We start from the raw sequence: 17016 nt of genomic DNA on the forward strand, positions 1-17016 counted from the left end.
CGCCGGAATCAGTGTGTAAAGCATTTGTCAACGCTTGGTAAACTGTCGATACCGAACCCAACGAATGACCGCCTGCTCCAACCTATTGACAATCGAAACCCTGACGTTGCGGAGATACCAGTGATCACAGTCCTTGCCGTGCACTTTGCGGTGGCCGCTGTGGCGCCGCTCCTCTTCCGGAAGTTCGGCAGGAATTCGTTCTACGCGCTCGCAGCGGTTCCCGCCGGCTCCTTCCTCTGGCTGCTCCTGCAGCAGGGGCAGGTCTATTCGGACGCCGGGTTTACGGAAGAGGTGCTGCCCTGGATCCCCGAGCTCAGGCTTGAGCTCGCCTTCCGGATGGATGCCCTGGCCTGGGTCATGTCGCTGCTGGTCCTCGGGGTGGGTGCGCTGGTGCTCGTGTACTGCGCCCGGTACTTCAAGGACCAGGATGACTACCTGGGCGGTTTCGGCGCCCAGCTGCTCGCCTTCGCCGGGGTGATGTTCGGGCTGGTCACCGCGGACGACCTGCTCCTGATGTTCATCTTCTGGGAACTGACCACCGTGCTGTCCTACCTGCTGATCGGCTACGCTCGCACCAGGCTGGCCGCACGCCGCTCGGCGCTCCAGGCGCTCATGGTGACCACCGCCGGCGGGCTGGCCATGCTCGTGGGCCTGATCATGATCGGCTTCAGCGCCGGGACCTACCGGATCTCGGCCATCCTGGCGCAGGCCCCCACCCTGGCCACCGGACCGGCCGGGGCGGCCGTGGGCGCCGCCGTCGTCCTCATCCTGATCGGTGCCGTCACCAAGTCGGCCCTGGTCCCGTTCCATTTCTGGCTGCCCGGCGCCATGGCGGCACCCACTCCGGTGAGCGCCTACCTGCACGCCGCCGCCATGGTGAAGGCGGGCATCTACCTCGTGGCGCGGCTCGCCCCGGGGTTTGCGGACACGGCGTTCTGGCTGCCCCTGGTGCTGGGCCTGGGCCTGGCCACCATGCTGGTGGGCGGGTACCGGGCGCTCCGGCAGACGGATATCAAGCTCATCCTGGCCTACGGCACCGTCAGCCAGCTGGGCTTCCTGACCATGGTGGTGGGACTCGGCACGCCCGGCGCGGCGCTCGCCGGGCTCGCCCTGCTCCTGGCCCACGGGCTCTTCAAGGCCGCCCTGTTCCTCGTGGTGGGCATCATCGACCACCAGGCCGGCACCCGCGACATCCGCAAACTTTCAGGGGTCTACGGCTCCGCCCGGGCGCTGGCCGTGGTGGCCGGGATCGGTGCGGCCTCGATGGCAGGAGTGCCGCCGCTGGCGGGGTTCGTGGCGAAGGAGTCCGTCTTCGAGGCGTTCGTCCACTATGGAACCGGCTCGCCGGCAGGCCTGCTGATCCTGGCCGGGCTTGTCCTGGGCTCCATCCTGACCTTCGCCTACAGCGCCCGCTTCATGTGGGGCGCCTTCGCGGTGAAGCCCGGCGTCGAAGCCACACCGTTCAAGCCGATCAAGCCGGCGTTCCTCGCCGCCCCCGCCCTCCTGAGCCTCCTGACGGTCATCTACGGGCTGTGGCCGGCACCCGTGGACGGCTGGATCCAGCCGTACGCGGCGCTCTTTGCCGGCACCGGCCACGGCGGCACGGACCCCGACGGCGGCTCCGCGGCGGGCGCGGCCGGTCATCTCTCCCTGTGGCACGGCTTCACCCCGGCGCTCGGACTGACCGCCCTGACCTTTGCGCTCGGCCTGGCGATGTTCTACGGGCGCGACGCCGTTGCCCGGCTGCAGGGCCTGGTCCCCGGCTGGATCGACGGGGACCGCGCCTACCAGCAGGCCATCGGCGCGCTTGACGACGCGGCGGTCTGGGTGACCGGCCGGACCCAGCGCGGTTCGCTGTTCTTCTACCTCTCCGTCATCCTCACCGTGGCCACCGTGCTCCCGCTCGCGGCGCTGGTCCTCGCCGACAGGCCGCTGCCCGACGGCCTGTACTTCATCGACCCCAACTCCCCGCTGCAGCTCGTGGCTGGCGCCGGGATCGTGATCTCCGCGCTGGCCGCCGTGCGTGCCAACAAGCGCTTCCTGGCCGTGCTGATGGTCTCCGTGAGCGGCTACGGCATCGCCCTGATGTTTGCCCTGCAGGGCGCCCCGGACCTCGCGCTGACCCAGATGCTGGTCGAGACCATCATCCTGGTGGCATTTGTCCTCGCCATGCGCAGCCTCCCCGCCAGGCTGCGGGACCGCATGGGCGGAAAATACCGGGTCATCCGCGTCATCATCGGCGCGGCCTTCGGGATCACCATGGTCTTCGTGGCGATCCACGCGCTCGGTGCCCGCGTGGCGCTGCCGGTCTCGCTCGAGTTCCCGAAACTGGCCTACGAGGGCGGCGGGGGCCTGAACGTCGTCAACGTCACCCTGGTGGATATCCGCGCCTGGGACACCTTCGGCGAGATCTCCGTGCTGGCACTGGCCGCGACAGGTGTTGCCAGCCTGATTTTCGTCCGCGGTCGCGGAGACCGCCTCCAGGCGTCCTCGACCGTGGCCGAAGGAACGGTGGGCCGCTGGAGGGGCGCCCGGGGCAACACCCGCGCCGACGCCGCGCTGGCCATGAGCCGCCGGTTCGCCGCCGCCAGCCGCGACGCCTGGCTGGTGGCCGGGCGGACCATGGCACCGGAACGCCGCTCGATCATCTTCGAGGTGGTCACCCGGCTGATCTTCCACTCCGTGATCGTCTTCTCCGTCTATCTGCTCCTGGCAGGGCACAACCTGCCCGGCGGAGGCTTCGCCGGGGGCCTGACCGCCGGCCTGGCGCTGACGATCCGGTACCTCGCGGGCGGCCGCTTCGAGCTGCGCGAGGCCACCCCCGTCCGGGCCGGCACGTTGCTGGGGATCGGCCTCGCCACGGCGGCGGCCGCAGGGGTGGTGCCGCTGCTGCTGGGCGGTCAGGTGTTTCAGAGCGCCATCGTCGAGCTGTGGCTGCCCGTCTTCGGCGACATCAAGTTCGTCACCTCGACGATCTTCGACATCGGCGTGTACCTCGTCGTCGTCGGCCTGGTCGTGGATGTGCTCCGCAGCCTGGGCGCGGAGATCGACGAGCACTTCGAGGAACACCCTGCGGAGCCGTACGCAGACCAGGAAGCCGGCGGAATTCCCGCCGAAACCACGGCAAAGGGGAAAGCATGAGCGTCAACCTGACCCTGCTGGCGGTCATGGGAGCCCTGTACGCGTGCGGCATCTACCTGATCCTGGAGCGCAGCCTCACCCGCGTCCTGCTGGGCCTGATGATGCTGGCCAACGCCACCAACCTGCTGATCCTCGCCACCGGCGGCTACGCCGGGCTGGCGCCGATCTTCAACAAGGACACGGACCCGCGGGACTACAACGATCCGCTGCCGCAGGCCCTGATCCTGACGTCGATCGTGATCTCCTTCGCCGTCACGGCGTTCATGCTGGGGATCATCTACCGCACCTGGGTGCTGGGCCGCAAGGATGACATCCAGGACGACGCCGAGGACCGCCGGGTGGCCGAGACGCCCAGCTTCGACGCGGAGGACGACTCCATAGTTCCGGTGGAAACCTCGGAATTCCCGCTGGCCATGGACGCCGCCGCGGGCACCAGCGCTGCCGGCGTGCTGGCGGGCGGCCGCCTGATCCCGGCCGAGGCCGCCGCGGCGGAAGAACGGCCCGGATCGCAGAACCTGACCCATCACCCGGAAGGAGGCGGAGGGTGAACATCGCCAGTCTTGCCCCGCTCGCCGTCGTACTTCCCGTCCTGGGCGCCGCCCTGACCTTCCTGCTGATCCGGTACTCGCGGGCCCAGCGGGCGGTCAGCATCGGGCTGCTGTCCCTGACCCTGCTGCTGGAGTGCTGGCTGCTCGCCTCCGTCTGGGAGGGCGGCACCGCGGCGGTGAATATCGGCGGCTGGCTTCCGCCGTGGGGCATCGTGCTGGTGGTGGACCAGTTCTCCTCGCTGATGCTGGTGGTGTCCTCCGCCGTGAGCCTCGCCGTGCTGATCTACGCCGCCGGCCAGGGCATGGCCGACGGCGACCGGGACGCGCCGGTCTCGATCTTCTACCCCACCTACCTGATCCTCGTGGCCGGGGTGTCCAACGCCTTCCTGTCCGGGGACCTGTTCAACCTCTATGTGGGGTTTGAGATCCTCCTGACCGCCAGTTACGTGCTGATGACCCTCGGCGGGACGGGCCCGCGGATCCGTGCCGGCGTGACCTACGTGGTGGTCTCGGTGGTGTCCTCGGTGCTGTTCCTGATCGCGATCGCCATGGTCTATGGCGCCACCGGAACCATCAACATGGCGGATCTCGCGATCAAACTGGCGGGCCTGGACCAGGGCACGCAGACCCTGCTGCACGTCATGCTGCTTGTCGCCTTCGGCATCAAGGCCGCCGTGTTCCCGCTGTCCTTCTGGCTCCCGGACTCGTACCCGACGGCGCCCGCGCCCGTCACGGCCGTGTTCGCCGGCCTGCTGACCAAGGTGGGCGTCTACGCGATGGTGCGCACCGAGACGCTGTTGTTCCCGGGGGACACGCTCAACACCCCGCTGATGATTGCGGCGTTGCTGACCATGGTGGTGGGGATCCTCGGCGCCCTGGCGCAGAGCGACATCAAGCGGCTCCTGTCCTTTACGCTGGTCAGCCATATCGGCTACATGGTGTTCGGCCTGGCCATGTCCACGGCCGCCGGGCTGGGCGCCGCCGTCTTCTACGTGGCGCACCACATCACCATCCAGACCAGCCTGTTCCTGGTGGCGGGGCTGATTGAGCGCCGGGGCGGCAGTTCCTCGGTGGACCGGGTGGCCGGGCTGGCCAAGCTCTCGCCGCTGCTGGCGGTGCTGTTCTTCGTCCCGGCCATGAACCTGGCCGGCATCCCCCCGTTCTCCGGGTTCCTGGGCAAGCTCGGGCTGCTGCAGGCCGGGGTCCAGCTGGGCACCCCGCTGGCGTACGCCCTGGTGATCGGGGGAGTGCTGACGAGCCTGCTGACCCTGCTGGCCGTGGCGAGGGTCTGGAACCGTGCGTTCTGGCGCAAGCCCTCGGACGCGGAGCATCCCGATCCGGTGCTGCTCGCGGCCCCGGAGGATTCGGCCACCGGCGACCGTGCGGGCAGGACCAACGTGACCTTGCTGCCGCGGACCATGGTGGGATCCACCCTGGGGCTGGTGCTGCTGGGCGTGGGCCTGACGGTCTTCGCCGGACCGCTGTTCAAGGTGGCCGACCAGTCGGCCCAGGAGATGCTGGACCGGTCATCCTATATCCAGGCCGTGCTCGGCGAGGAGGCGCCCGTGCCGGCGATCGCCCAGCCCGGGCCCGGCCGGGATCCCGGGAGCGTCCCGGGCATTACGCCGGGCGTTACGCCGGGCAGCCAGCAGCAGGGCGGCGGGAAATGAGCCGGCGGCGCGTCTCGCTGCGCCAGGAGCTGCCCCTGCTCATCTGGCTGCTGTTCGTCTGGGGCGCCCTGTGGCAGGACTTCAGCCCGGGCAACCTGCTGTTCGGCGCCCTCGTCGCCGTGGTGGTGGCCAGGCTGTTCTACCTGCCCCCGGTGGAGCTCGGCGGCCGCTTCAACGTGCTGCGCGCCATCGTCTTTGCCGGCATCTTCCTGGCCAAAGTCGTGGCAGCGAGCTGGCAGGTCCTGTACCTGGCCGTGGCCCGCGGGCCCAAGGTGATCAGCGCCGTCGTCGCCGTCCCGCTGCGGAGCCACTCCGATCTCCTGGTGACCGCCACCGGGCACGTGATCTCACTGATTCCGGGTTCGCTCGTGGTGGAGGTGGACAGGTCCACGTCCACGCTCTACATCCACGGCATCAATGTCCGCAACGCCGAGGACGCCGCCAGGCTCCGCAAGGACGTCCGGGACACCGAGGCCGGACTCATCCGCATCATGGGGACAAAGGACGAACTATCCGCACTCAACCAGGAGGCGGCCGCATGATGCAGCTTGTCCTGACCGTGACCGCCGTCGTGCTGTCCCTGGCCGCGGCCGGGGCGATCATCCGGATCGGAAGGGGTCCGTCCCTGCTGGACCGGGTGCTCGCCGCGGATGTGCTGCTGGCCATCTTCGGGGCGGCGCTGTGCATCGACATGGCCGTCAACCGGCACCTGAACAACCTGATGCTGCTGGTGGCGATCTCGATCATCGGGTTCGTCGGCTCCGTCACGGTGGCACGGTTCGTCGCGGACCGGCGGGGGAACGTCAATGAATCCTGAACCGCTCTCCGCCGACGCCGTGATCGACGCCGTCTCGGCGGTCTTCATGGTGCTTGGCGCGCTGATGTCGCTCGCCGCGGCCATCGGGCTGCTGCGCTTTCCCGACCTCATGAGCAGGATGCACGCCGCCACCAAGCCCCAGGTGCTGGGCCTGTTCCTGCTGCTCGTCGCGGTGGGGCTGCAGCTGCGCACCTGGTGGGTGTGGCCCGTGCTGGCGGTGGCCTGGATCTTCCAGCTGCTCACGGTGCCGGTGTCCGCCCACATGGTGGGCCGGGCAGGGTACCGCACCAAGCACCTGCACCCGGAGCTGCTGAGCACCGACGAGCTGGAGGCCGTGGTGCAGCAGGCGGCCGGCAAGCGCGGTTTCGACGACGACGCGCGGCGCAAGCCGGAACCGTAGCCGGAACCGTGGCCGGTTTCGGTGACCGGTTTCCGGTGAGGGGCCCCGGGGAGCCGGGGTCCGAGGAGGATCGGTACGAAAATTCACTGTAAGGGATCCAGCGGCACCCGCGGGCCGGATGAATGCCTGGCCCGCTATGGGTTCGCGGGTAAGGACGGGCAGATATTTACACGGCGTCCGATCGGATGTTGGCGTTGCGGTGGAAGATGTTGTCCGGATCCCACAGCTTCTTGAGGGACTGCAGGCGGCGGTATTTTTCCGGCCCGTAAGTGTCACGCACCAGCTCTTCCTCAGGATTCGACATCAGATTCACATAGCCGCCCGAACCGGTGGCATGCGGGCGCAGCGCCTCGTAAAAGCGGCGGACTCTTGCCCGCTCTGCATCATAAACGTCGTGCTGGTCCGCCGCGGCTGCGATGTTGACCAGCCAGCCGCCCTTCCGGCTTCCGCCAAAGGCGGTGGCCCCGTCCGGCACACTCCGATAGGCGCCGGTGAGCGGGAAAATAGGAGTGTCGGACATCGGCGAGGACATGAGCGGTAGATGAGCCGCAAGGACTTCGATCGCTTCGTCAGTGAGCTCGTCGAGGTAGAGGGACTTCTCATAAGCAAGAACGCCCGGCGGCGAGTCTTCATCGAAGAGCCGCTGTAGCTGCACGTAAGGGAGCGGGGTGACGAGTTCCCAGAGCGGTGGAGGAGCCATCCGACGCACAGGCGCGACGACGGCGGCATGATGTCGGCAGGCAGCGCAGCCAGGAACTCACGGCAGAACTGAAGAGCCTTGCCCATCTGATCCGGACCCCAGAAGAACAGACCGACCTGGGCCAATGGCGGGACCTCGCTTAGCACGAACTCAAATCTTGTCACCACTCCGAAGTTCCCGCCGCCGCCGCGAAGCGCCCAGAACAGGTCCGGGTTACTGTCCGCTGCAGCGGTGACAATGCGCCCGTCAGCGGTGACGAGCTCGGCGGATACGAGGCTGTCGCAGCTGAGACCACTTCGATGCGTCAGCCACCCCATGCCGCCGCCCAGCGTCAGGCCGGCGACGCCCGTACTGCTGACCGTTCCCCCGGTGACGCCCAGCCCGTGCTCCTGAGTCGCGGCGTCCAGGCCGCGCCAGATTGTGCCTCCGCCGCATACTGCCCGCCTGGCAGCGGGATCCACGCTGACCCGGTTCATCAAGGCGAGGTCGATCATCAGCCCGCCGTCACAGACCGCGTTGCCCGCATAACTGTGGCCGCCGCCCCGCACGGAGATCTCGAGCCCTTCGGCGCGGGCGAAGCCGATGGCATGGGCGACGTGGTCAGCAGACGAAGGCCGGACAATAAGGTAATTCGCGGGATCCACTGGATCATCGGGCTTGCCGCCGGCCCCGGTCTCTCCTTCCCGGTGCAGTTGCACCCACCGCTTCAGCGCGGTTCCGGAGATCCCCAGCTCGGGCCACCGAGGCTGGTGAACGACCGGAGGAAATGACCAGATTCACGGCATCGGCCTTGAACTCATCGGAATAGGTTGGTCGGGCAGACATGAGCACAATCCTTTCAAACTGTGTCTCACATCAGTAGTACACCTCAGGCGCACGTCATGCTCGAGCAAGCAGGCATGGGTCGGAACTGGATCACCGGGCCTCTTGAACGGCCACTCGGTTGCGGCATCAACTTTCAGGTTTCAGTCCCGTCGATCGAGCCACTCGTGAAGTCACTCGATGGCGAAGGTTGGCCGCTCTTCATGGCTCCCGAGGCTAAGTGGTACAGAACTGGCGAGCACGAAGCTGGCGTCACGCAGTTTCTGGTTGCAGATCCGGAAGGGTACTTGATTCGATTCCAAGAGTCCCTGGGACAAAGACTTGTCTCTCCAGGACCGAAATAGGTATCCATCGAGGAGCCACCGGGGAAGAAGGCACTGCGGAAACGACCGGTTGTGAGACAACGGGCCAGTGGCGGAACGCTGCAGGCCTCCTGGCTCGCACGGGGCGCGGTCTGCCCCGACCGCGCCCCGGCAATACCGGGCCCGGATCCCCAGCGGCCCGGAAGCCTTGGTCTGCAGAGCGAGGAGAGTGTTGCCAACCGTTCCGTGCTGCACGCTCCGCTCCCCGCCCTGGCCGGGAGTACCGGGGGAGCGAGTACCCGCTACTCGTGACAGAGAGACAACCGTGTCCTATGATGCAGGCGCCGGAAAGATCCGGCGCCTGAAGCGGCCGGTCTCGCCGCGCCGGGCTTCACCGCCCCAATAAACACCGGGGACACAATTTCCGGGGAGAGACCCATGAAAAAAACCCTGCTCGCGTTCGCCACAGCCATCGCACTGATGTTCGCCGCCCCGATGGTCGCAACAGCCACCACATCGATCAACAACAACAACAGCAGCAGCAACAACAGCAAGAACAGCAACAACAACAACAGCAACAAGAACAGCAACAACAACAACAGCAACAGCAACAAGAACAACAAGAACAGCAACAACAACAACAGCAACAGCAACAAGAACAACAAGAACAACAACAGCAACAAGAACAACAACAAGAAGGCCCCGGCCCTGGTCTGCCAGCGCGGCACGCCGCCACCTTCCAACCAGTACCCGGGTGTACCCGTGGTGGCAACCAGTTTCGAATCCGGAACGCTGGAGGGATTTATTGCCAGCACGTCGAGGACCGGGACGGCCTCTGTCACCTCCGACCAGCACCATTCAGGGGGCTGCGCGGCCTTCCTGCACGTCACGGATGACTCAGGCTCGGTGGCAAACATGTCAGCAACCCTGCCGGGGGGCTCCTCGGGCGCCTACGCCGACGGCTGGTTCAACATCACGACGGCGGGCAACGTAGGAAACAACGTCCCGTATTTCCGGTTCTTCAATGGTGGCATCCGTGTGGCCGATGTTTTCCGGGACAACGGCAACGGCCAGCTGTGGCTGCGCGTAGCGTCCCCTTCGGGCACTTACGGGTACACCAACCTTGGACTGGCGGTACAGCTCGGCTCCTGGCACAAGGTGGTGATGCACGTGGTGGCCAACGGTGCCGCCTCCACCGTTGAGGTCTGGTTCGACGCCAGGCTCCTCTACAGCAACCAGGTCAGCACAGGGTTCACGACGCTGACCCGGGTGCAGCTGGGAGCGGAGCACCCCCGGCAGGTGGGCGACAGCTATTTCGACGATGTCATTATCAAAGCTTCATAACGCCGCTGCCATACGCGGACTGGCCACCGGGGCATGTGGGCTGAGATCCCGTCGGAAGAAGCCCGAACCTGACCAGCTGGAAGGGAGGTTCAGCAGGGTGGGGGAAGTCGAACTCGAGGTCGATGTGCTCGTCGTCGAGAATGGCGTCCGTGATGACGGCGATCTGGCTGTCATCACGTTCCGGTAGTCTCTTCGCACTGTGCCATATTCGTCCGTTTCCGCTACAAACGTTCATCGTGGACAGAAGCTGTGACTTACACCGATAGATGGCCGCGTTTTCGCAGCGGTAAATGGCCGCATGCCCGGATCCCGTAACGGGAACCCTGAGCGGACACCGCGCGGAGATTGCAGATGATTTTTGTCGAGGGTTGCGGTCGGGTATGCCTTACGACGTTCCGTATTGGGTGTGGATTACCCGCCGAGTGGGGCAATACCCCCGAATTCCACTTTGTCCGGGCACCCAGCTGCCTTCGAGTACTTCCGCTCCAGGCTGGCGATGTCCGATGCGGCCCTGACTGATTCATCCAGCGTGAGGGTCAGGTGCGACCCATCAGGCGATACCGAAGTGAATGTTCACAGCAGGGTCTGAGGCCAACAGCTCGCTGGCAAAATCGCTAAGTTGCTCAGGGGAACAGTCGGCGGGCTGGACTGAAATGTCGATGCTTGGAAACCGGGCCAGTAGGTCCCGTAGCTTCGCGCCCACCGGGCCGTGCCAATGAACGATAATTCGGTTCCCGTTGATCACTTCGACTGAGGCGAATTCAGCATCCCCTGCCAGCTCCCGACTCAGCGTGCTGGCAGCATGAGAGATCGCTCCGTCCGCCGGCGCAGCTTCAGGACTGACCAGTGAGCCAGTAGGCGGTTGGATTGGCGTCGGCTCATGCGTGGGCGGCAGGGCAGTTTCGCCGCCCCCACCCGCAGGCCCCGTTCCGGCGCAAGACGTAGCGAAAAGAGAAAGACCGAGCAGGACAACCGTTAGGCGCCTGATCAACTTTGAACTTTCACTTGGCGTGGCCACACCTCATGCTATTGATCGGTGCGGAATAGGGCTACCCCGCCGCCGCGGCTGGGGCCATTTAGGGAACCCTGAGCGGACATCGAAGCGGTAGGAGGGAGGACTGTTCAGCTTCTCCAGTCCGCGGCTCATGGAAGTGGCTGGTTTCCTCGCCAGATCAACTTCAGGTAGGGACGTCTGATTCCTCGGGCGGCGTGAATATGGACTCAATGGGTTGAGCGAATAACCGGGCGATACGAAAGGCCAAGGGCAAAGCGGGATCGTAGCGGCCTGTTTCCAGCGCGTTCACCGTCTGTCGTGAAACGCCGAGCTGGTCAGCGAGTGCCCCCTGAGTCCAGCCACGGCCCTCACGCAGTGTCTTGAGATGGTTATTCATCGCCTTCCAACGACGGCGCCGGTGATAATCCAACCAAGCATTCCCGCACCGTAGATGATCCACCCAACGCCAGGAACCCTGAGCCCCGCAATCTCCAGGAAAGCCAACGTCACGGAAACGATCATGGCGACAGCGAACCCCCCGCCGAACCCCTGCAACAGGAGGAGTCGCTGATAGTCGTCGATCCGCCGCACGTGGCGCACAACCGCCCGCACGATCCAGAGCCCGGGGAGCACCGGCAGGACCGCCCATAGGAACCGCCACGGACTATCGCCGTCTAAGTCGCCCCACAGCAACACGCCGGAGAGCACCACCGCGTAGGCGACTATGCCCGCCCAAAATTCCAGTTGATACGCGCGGGATCTTGCGCGGTCTCCCTCACTACGATCCTGGCTGTCAAGTTTGTTTGTCATGGCTCCTATCTTGAAGTCGGACCTCACTCCTGTCAAGGATGCTTGTCATCTGTATCGGGTGGGCACATGTCTCCGTGGCACTAACCGCGTGCGGACTTCGCCCCAGTTGCCCTGGCCCACCTTCCACTGAGCGGTCCCGCAAGCCGGTCCCCCAACGGCGCAAGCGCCACCCAAAATTTTCGAATCTCGATCGCCGTGTTTCCGCGGCCGGCCGATTCCCGTAGGACCCGACCGAGAAAATGCCCGGTGACGGGGGGACAAACGGTACATTCAACACCATGACCGGACTCCTCATCGGAGACGCCCGCGTATCCACCAACGACCACGACCTCACCGCCCAGAAAAACGCCCTGGCCACCCTCGGGGTGACGCCGGAGAAGACCTTCAGGGACCAGGGCCTCACCGGCGCCAACCGGGTCCGGCCTGGACTCAGGGAAGCGCCGGCCGCCTGCCGGGCCGGGGACACCCTGGTCGTGGCCAAACTCGACCGTCTTGCCCCGGTCGCTGCGCGATGCAAAGGACATTGTCGACGAACTCACCCGCCGCGAAGTCAAGCTGAGCATCGGGGGCTCCGTCCACGACCCCACCGATCCCGTCGGCCGGCTCCTCTTCATCGTCGTGGCCATGGTCGCCGAATTCGAAGCCGACCTGATCCGCGCATGGACCCGCGAAGGCAAGACGGTCGCCAAGGCAAAGGGCCGCCTCCGGGGGAAGCAGCCCAAGCTTTCCAAGACACAGGAAGCCCGCCTGGTCTCCGTTCACCGGGCGGGGACACACACGACGGTGGAACTTGCCGAACTCTTCGCGGTAGCGCGCTCAACCGCCTACCGTGCCATCAAACGCGCCGGCGACACCACCGTCTAAACCGAGAGATTCCGCCATCCGAAGCCGGAATTCGCACCGCCGGCCTAGACGTGAATTTCCTTACCAGTCTCAGACCCCGAAGCCGGCGGGAGTCCGCCCAGATGTTGCGCCTAGACCAGGTCCTGGGTCTTGGCGAAGCGCGTGATCGCGCGCTGGGTGCCGCGGTTGGCGAGGACCTGGATGATGGCGCTGACCGAGGCGGAGATCAGCGCGAAGGTCAGGGCGGAGCGCAGGGTGGTGGGAATGTCGTCGTCGTGGCCCTTGGGCGGCTTGTTGCCGGTGGACTTCTCCCAGACCGCGTCCACGAGCTTGGTCCCGGCGAATCCGGCGAGGAGGCTGATGCCGGTGCCGAGCAGTTTGATCATGATGTTCATTCTTCGGACTCCTTGCGGGAGGGAACAGGGCTGCCCCTAGCCTAGCGTCCCGGTGCGGCCGAGGATTTCGGACAGGGCCTCCACGACGAGTTCATGGTCAGCCTTCTGGGGCAGGCCCGAGACCGCGGCAGTGGCAACCGCCCCGGTGCCCCTCACATAGATGGGGAAGGCGCCGCCGTGGGCGGCGTACGTTTTCTGGTCGAACCAGGCGTTGTCCTCGATCCTTCCGCCCGCAGCCCGTGCCCGGAGGCCTACCAGCAGCGAGGGGACCTCGTACCGTGCGGCCGTGCGCTGCTTGGCCCTGACCCACAGTTCGTTGTCCGGGGTGGCGCCCTCCAGCGCCGCGTGGAAGAGCACCTGCTCGCCCTTGCTGATGTCGATGGCGATGGGCAGCGAGCGTTGCCTGCCGAATTCAACCAGGAGGAGTCCGAGGTCCAGGGCGTCGTCCTTGCTGAACGACTGGAACTGCAGCTCGTCCATTTCTGCCAGGATGCGCCCGATGAGCGCCGCCAGGGACCCCTGCGGCTGCGGTCCGGCGGAGTCAGGGTCATAGGCCCGGTCATCGGCCGGGTCCTGGCCGGGGGAAGAGGCTGGTGTGGCTGGTATGTGCGTCAAGAGATTCAGCTTCCGGTCAGTGAGCCGTGGCCAGTCAGCGCGGGGAAACGCGGCCTGGCAGGTGTAAACTAAGCAATGCCCATAAGGGCGATCTTAATACGACATGATTTTAATACGACAGGGGAGCGCCGCCGTCGGGCATCTGGAGGAATCCAGGGAAACCAACGGTGGGCGCTGAGAGTGCGGACAGCCGCAGACCCTCGAACCTGATCCGGTTAGTACCGGCGCAAGGGAGTCGAGTTCTCAGGGGGCCCGGGGCGGCGGCACAAGCCGCGGCCCGCCGGAGCCGTCTCCCCTCCTGTTCCTCAGGAGGACGACATGACTGATATTTCTGCACGGAAGACGCTCACCCGGTCCGGCTACAACTGGCGTGTGGTGGACATTGTGGTGGCCGCACTGATCGCGGTCGCCGGCGGCGTGATTTTCTGGGCCTGGTCCCAGGGCGCCAACCTCATTTCCGCACCCGTCAATGCGATTTACCCGCCGCTGACCGGACTCTACGCCGGCGGCTGGCTGATCCCGGCGGTGCTGGGCATGCTGATCATCCGCAAGCCGGGCGCGGCGCTGTTCTGCGAAACGGTGGCGGCCACCGGCGAGCTGATCATGGGCTCGCAGTACGGCACCACGGTGCTGATTTCCGGCGTCCTGCAGGGCCTCGGCGCGGAACTGGTGTTCGCTGCGATCCTGTACAAGAAGTTCAACCTGCCGGTTTCCCTGCTGGCCGGCGCCGGCGCCGGACTGTTCGGCGCCCTGAATGACTCCTTCGCGCCGTGGGGCTGGAACATCGCCTACGCCGCCGGGGACAAGCTCGCGTACATCCTGTTCATGGCCATCTCCGGTGCGGTGATCGCCGGGGCACTGTCCTGGCTGGCCACCCGAGGCCTGGCGAAGACCGGCGTGCTGAGCTCCTTCGCCTCCCGCAAGGCCGCCTCGGAACCCGTCTTTTCCTGACGGCTCCGCGCTGTTCCCCTCGTGACTGTTCCTCTCCTGACAACGGATAACGACTCATGACCTCCGACGGCGTCCGCCCGGCAGCGGTCACCGCCCGCGGCTGGGGCTGGCGGCACGCCGGCCGGCCCCGGCCCGCGGTCCACGGGCTGGACCTCGACATCCGCCCCGGGGAACGGGTGCTGCTGCTGGGCCCCTCCGGCGCCGGCAAGTCCACCCTGCTCCACGCCCTCGCCGGGGTGCTCGGCGACAGTTCCGCCGGAGCGGCGGCTGCTGGCTCCCCGGCGTCCCCGGCGGACTCGGAGGACGCCGACGAGACCGGCAGCCTGCTGATCGACGGCGCCCCGCCCCGCGCCCAGCGGGGCCGGGCCGGGCTCGTGCAGCAGGACCCGGAGACCCAAGTGGTGCTCTCGCGCCTCGGCGACGACGTCGCCTTCGGGGCGGAAAACCTGTCCGTGCCCCCGGCCGAGATCTGGCGGCGCGTGCACGAGGCGCTCGACGACGTCGGGCTGGCCCGGCTGCCGCTGGACCATCCGACGGGGGCCCTCTCCGGCGGCCAGAAGCAGCGCCTCGCGCTCGCCGGGATCCTGGCGATGCGTCCCGGGCTGCTCCTGCTCGACGAACCCACCGCCAACCTGGACCCGGCCGGCGTCCTCGAGGTCCGCGACGCCGTGGGCCGCTGCCTGGACAAGACCGGGGCCACCCTGTTGGTCGTGGAGCACCGGGTTGCCGTGTGGAAAGACCTCGTGGACCGGATCGTGGTGCTGCAGCCGGGATCCGCCACCGGGTCCGCGGTGCTGATCGACGGGCCGCCGGACCGGGTCCTGGTGCAGGCACGGGACATGCTCATCGCAGCGGGTGTCTGGGTTCCGGGACATGTCCCGCCGGCACGGGCCCGCGCCGGTGCCGGGGACCTGGCGGCCGGCGCGGCCGGGGTGGCCGCTGTGACGGCCGCGGCGCCCGCTGGCACTGCGGGGCCAGCCGGCGCCGCCGGGGTGGCCGCCGGGCAGTTGCTGCTGGCCGCGGAGAACCTTGCGGTGTCCCGGGAACGGCCGCGCCGGGCCGGCCCGCGCGGCGGCTTCCGTTCCATCCCGCCGCGCCCCGTCCAGTCCGGCATCACCGCCCAGGTCCGGGCCGGCGAGGCGCTGACCATCACCGGCCCGAACGGCTCGGGGAAATCAACCTTCGCCCTGACCCTGGCCGGCCTGCTGCGGCCGGTCTCCGGCGCGGTCTCCGCCACGCTGGAGCTCAGCGCGGGCGCCGGGATCGACCCGTACAAATGGAAGGCAGAGCAACTCATCGCCAGGATCGGGACCGTGTTCCAGGAACCGGAGCACCAGTTCGTCACCGGCCGGGTGCTCGACGAGCTGATGTTCGGCCCGCGCCACCTGGGCCGGGGCGAAGAGCGCGTGGACGAACTGCTGGAACGGCTGCGGCTGGCGGAACTGGTGGACGCCAACCCCTACACGCTGTCCGGCGGCGAAAAGCGGCGGCTCTCGGTGGCCACCGTGCTCGCCGCCCACCCGCAGGTCCTCGTCCTGGACGAACCCACCTTCGGCCAGGACGCCAACACCTGGGCCGAGCTGGCCTCCCTCCTCTCCGAGCTCCTCGACGCCGGCACCGCCGTCGTCTCCGTGACGCACGACGCGGAATTCACCGCCGTCCTGGGCGGGACCCAGCTCAGCCTGGCCGCACCCGGGGCCGGATCACCCGGCCCGGACGGCCCCGGGGCGCCGCGCCGTGAGCTGCCCGGGGTCGCGGCGCCATGAGGGAAGCCTTAAGCCTGGGCGGCAACCATGCGCTCCTGGCCCGCGCCAATCCGCTGGCCAAGTTCACCGCCGTCGTACTGATCACCCTGGTGCTGGCGCTGTCCATCGACTGGGTTTCGGCGTCGGTGGCGCTGGCCTGCGAGCTGCTGCTCTTCCCGCTGGCGGGGCTGGGCCCCATGCTGCTGTGGCAGCGCGGCTGGCCGCTGATCCTGGCGGCAGCGCTGGGCGGCTGGAGCACCGCCATCCTGGCTCCGGACACCGGGAGCATACTGCTCGACGCCGGCATCTGGTCCATCAGCGCCGGCTCGCTGCAGCTGGGACTCGGCTTCATGCTGCGCGGGCTCGCGATCGCGCTGCCGGCCGTGCTGCTGATGAGCTGCACGGACCCCACGGATCTGGCCGACGCCCTGGCCCAGAACGCGAAACTGCCGCACCGCTTCGTCCTCGGCACCCTTGCGGCCATGCGGCTGGTGGGACTCATGGCCGAGGAATGGCAGACCATCGGCATGGCCCGGCGGGCCCGCGGCGTCGGTTCGCACGGCAATCCCTACCAGCGCGTCCGGGCCACCCTGGGGCAGGGCTTCGGGCTTCTCGTGCAGGCCATCCGGCGTGCCTCCCGGCTCGCCGTGACCATGGAGGCCCGCGGTTTCGGCGGGGCGCAGCGGACCTGGGCGCGGCCCTCGACGTTCAGCGGCCTGGACCTGTGGGTGCTGCTGGGCGGACTCGGGATCGCCGCGGCTGCCGTCGCGGCGGCCCTGGCCGCCGGCACCTGGAACCTCGTCTTTCTGACGCGGCAGTAGCCGCCGCGGATCACACCCCGGCGGGATCACCCCCCGGCTTTATCGCACGGGACGGGTATTTGTGTGAGATAAATGGCTCCCAGGCCCCAATTGCTGGG

The 17016-nt window shown here is 67.3% G+C and carries 15 protein-coding genes, 2 pseudogenes and 1 riboswitch; of the genes and pseudogenes, 11 read left to right on the top strand and 6 right to left on the bottom strand.

Annotated features, from left to right (window positions below; genetic code table 11):
* The first annotated feature begins 120 nt into the window (after positions 1-120).
* From ACQCSZ_RS22310 to mnhG, 6 genes are read left to right on the top strand one after another with little or no spacing between them, the layout of a single operon-like run.
* The gene (locus ACQCSZ_RS22310) at positions 121-3141 is read left to right on the top strand and encodes a Na+/H+ antiporter subunit A (protein ID WP_427005779.1); all 3021 of its coding nucleotides are present in this window, start codon (positions 121-123) and stop codon (positions 3139-3141) included.
* The gene (locus ACQCSZ_RS22315; protein WP_427005780.1) at positions 3138-3689 is read left to right on the top strand and encodes a Na(+)/H(+) antiporter subunit C; all 552 of its coding nucleotides are present in this window, start codon (positions 3138-3140) and stop codon (positions 3687-3689) included. Before ACQCSZ_RS22310 ends, ACQCSZ_RS22315 begins: the two co-directional genes overlap by 4 nt.
* Complete coding sequence (locus tag ACQCSZ_RS22320) at positions 3686-5359, top strand: Na+/H+ antiporter subunit D (RefSeq protein WP_427005781.1); 1674 nt, start codon at positions 3686-3688, stop codon at positions 5357-5359. The genes ACQCSZ_RS22315 and ACQCSZ_RS22320 overlap by 4 nt, the downstream gene beginning before the upstream one ends.
* Complete coding sequence (locus ACQCSZ_RS22325; protein WP_427005782.1) at positions 5356-5901, top strand: Na+/H+ antiporter subunit E; 546 nt, start codon at positions 5356-5358, stop codon at positions 5899-5901. Before ACQCSZ_RS22320 ends, ACQCSZ_RS22325 begins: the two co-directional genes overlap by 4 nt.
* Positions 5898-6176, top strand: coding sequence for a monovalent cation/H+ antiporter complex subunit F (locus ACQCSZ_RS22330; protein WP_427005783.1), 279 nt, complete (start codon positions 5898-5900; stop codon positions 6174-6176). Before ACQCSZ_RS22325 ends, ACQCSZ_RS22330 begins: the two co-directional genes overlap by 4 nt.
* Positions 6166-6576, top strand: coding sequence for a monovalent cation/H(+) antiporter subunit G (gene mnhG, locus ACQCSZ_RS22335; RefSeq protein WP_427005784.1), 411 nt, complete (start codon positions 6166-6168; stop codon positions 6574-6576). Before ACQCSZ_RS22330 ends, mnhG begins: the two co-directional genes overlap by 11 nt.
* A 166-nt stretch (positions 6577-6742) precedes the next feature.
* Here the strand turns inward: mnhG and ACQCSZ_RS22340 are convergent, their stop codons facing one another.
* Both ACQCSZ_RS22340 and ACQCSZ_RS22345 read right to left on the bottom strand, forming a co-directional pair.
* Positions 6743-7231 carry a BBE domain-containing protein gene (locus tag ACQCSZ_RS22340; RefSeq protein WP_427005785.1) on the bottom strand — a complete coding sequence of 163 codons (489 nt, stop codon included), beginning with the start codon at positions 7229-7231 and terminating at the stop codon, positions 6743-6745.
* A 284-nt stretch (positions 7232-7515) separates the two neighbouring features.
* Positions 7516-7974 (bottom strand): annotated as a pseudogene (locus tag ACQCSZ_RS22345) (FAD-binding oxidoreductase); the annotation flags it as partial.
* An 864-nt stretch (positions 7975-8838) separates the two neighbouring features.
* Here ACQCSZ_RS22345 and ACQCSZ_RS22350 point away from each other — a divergent pair.
* A complete protein-coding gene (locus ACQCSZ_RS22350) occupies positions 8839-9744 on the top strand; it encodes a hypothetical protein (RefSeq protein ID WP_427005786.1) in 906 nt (301 codons plus the stop codon).
* A 1178-nt stretch (positions 9745-10922) separates the two neighbouring features.
* Here ACQCSZ_RS22350 and ACQCSZ_RS22355 read toward each other — a convergent pair.
* Positions 10923-11135, bottom strand: coding sequence for a helix-turn-helix transcriptional regulator (locus ACQCSZ_RS22355; RefSeq protein ID WP_427005787.1), 213 nt, complete (start codon positions 11133-11135; stop codon positions 10923-10925).
* Positions 11132-11548 carry a hypothetical protein gene (locus ACQCSZ_RS22360; protein ID WP_427005788.1) on the bottom strand — a complete coding sequence of 139 codons (417 nt, stop codon included), beginning with the start codon at positions 11546-11548 and terminating at the stop codon, positions 11132-11134. Before ACQCSZ_RS22360 ends, ACQCSZ_RS22355 begins: the two co-directional genes overlap by 4 nt.
* A 278-nt stretch (positions 11549-11826) precedes the next feature.
* On the opposite strand from ACQCSZ_RS22360, the pseudogene ACQCSZ_RS22365 reads away from it, so the two are divergent.
* Positions 11827-12412, top strand: a pseudogene (locus tag ACQCSZ_RS22365) (recombinase family protein).
* Positions 12413-12522: 110 nt separating this feature from the next.
* On the opposite strand, the gene ACQCSZ_RS22370 reads toward ACQCSZ_RS22365, so the two are convergent.
* Together ACQCSZ_RS22370 and ACQCSZ_RS22375 are read right to left on the bottom strand one after the other, a co-directional pair.
* Positions 12523-12786 carry a DUF4235 domain-containing protein gene (locus tag ACQCSZ_RS22370; RefSeq protein ID WP_427005789.1) on the bottom strand — a complete coding sequence of 88 codons (264 nt, stop codon included), beginning with the start codon at positions 12784-12786 and terminating at the stop codon, positions 12523-12525.
* 36 nt (positions 12787-12822) lie between these two features.
* A complete protein-coding gene (locus tag ACQCSZ_RS22375; protein WP_427008421.1) occupies positions 12823-13392 on the bottom strand; it encodes a heme-degrading domain-containing protein in 570 nt (189 codons plus the stop codon).
* Positions 13393-13510: 118 nt separating this feature from the next.
* Positions 13511-13652, top strand: a riboswitch (TPP riboswitch).
* 67 nt (positions 13653-13719) lie between these two features.
* On the opposite strand from ACQCSZ_RS22375, the gene ACQCSZ_RS22380 reads away from it, so the two are divergent.
* The 3 genes from ACQCSZ_RS22380 to ACQCSZ_RS22390 are packed head-to-tail and all read left to right on the top strand — an operon-like array spanning position 13720 to position 16918.
* Complete coding sequence (locus ACQCSZ_RS22380; RefSeq protein WP_427005790.1) at positions 13720-14352, top strand: ECF transporter S component; 633 nt, start codon at positions 13720-13722, stop codon at positions 14350-14352.
* 56 nt (positions 14353-14408) lie between these two features.
* Positions 14409-16118 carry an ABC transporter ATP-binding protein gene (locus ACQCSZ_RS22385; RefSeq protein WP_427005791.1) on the top strand — a complete coding sequence of 570 codons (1710 nt, stop codon included), beginning with the start codon at positions 14409-14411 and terminating at the stop codon, positions 16116-16118.
* Positions 16115-16918 (top strand): energy-coupling factor transporter transmembrane component T family protein, encoded by an 804-nt coding sequence (locus ACQCSZ_RS22390; protein WP_427005792.1) that lies wholly within the window; start codon positions 16115-16117, stop codon positions 16916-16918. The genes ACQCSZ_RS22385 and ACQCSZ_RS22390 overlap by 4 nt, the downstream gene beginning before the upstream one ends.
* Positions 16919-17016: the final 98 nt, after the last annotated feature.

The organism is Pseudarthrobacter sp. H2, from assembly GCF_050157045.1.
Taxonomy (GTDB): Bacteria; Actinomycetota; Actinomycetes; order Actinomycetales; family Micrococcaceae; genus Arthrobacter.

Coding starts and splice junctions, on each gene's coding strand:
- ACQCSZ_RS22360 (WP_427005788.1), bottom strand. CDS start 11,548: ATGACAAACAAACTTGACAGCCAGGATCGTAGTGAGGGAGACCGCGCA.
- ACQCSZ_RS22330 (WP_427005783.1), top strand. CDS start 5,898: ATGATGCAGCTTGTCCTGACCGTGACCGCCGTCGTGCTGTCCCTGGCC.
- mnhG (WP_427005784.1), top strand. CDS start 6,166: ATGAATCCTGAACCGCTCTCCGCCGACGCCGTGATCGACGCCGTCTCG.
- ACQCSZ_RS22380 (WP_427005790.1), top strand. CDS start 13,720: ATGACTGATATTTCTGCACGGAAGACGCTCACCCGGTCCGGCTACAAC.
- ACQCSZ_RS22390 (WP_427005792.1), top strand. CDS start 16,115: ATGAGGGAAGCCTTAAGCCTGGGCGGCAACCATGCGCTCCTGGCCCGC.
- ACQCSZ_RS22385 (WP_427005791.1), top strand. CDS start 14,409: ATGACCTCCGACGGCGTCCGCCCGGCAGCGGTCACCGCCCGCGGCTGG.
- ACQCSZ_RS22370 (WP_427005789.1), bottom strand. CDS start 12,786: ATGAACATCATGATCAAACTGCTCGGCACCGGCATCAGCCTCCTCGCC.
- ACQCSZ_RS22325 (WP_427005782.1), top strand. CDS start 5,356: ATGAGCCGGCGGCGCGTCTCGCTGCGCCAGGAGCTGCCCCTGCTCATC.
- ACQCSZ_RS22350 (WP_427005786.1), top strand. CDS start 8,839: ATGAAAAAAACCCTGCTCGCGTTCGCCACAGCCATCGCACTGATGTTC.
- ACQCSZ_RS22315 (WP_427005780.1), top strand. CDS start 3,138: ATGAGCGTCAACCTGACCCTGCTGGCGGTCATGGGAGCCCTGTACGCG.
- ACQCSZ_RS22355 (WP_427005787.1), bottom strand. CDS start 11,135: ATGAATAACCATCTCAAGACACTGCGTGAGGGCCGTGGCTGGACTCAG.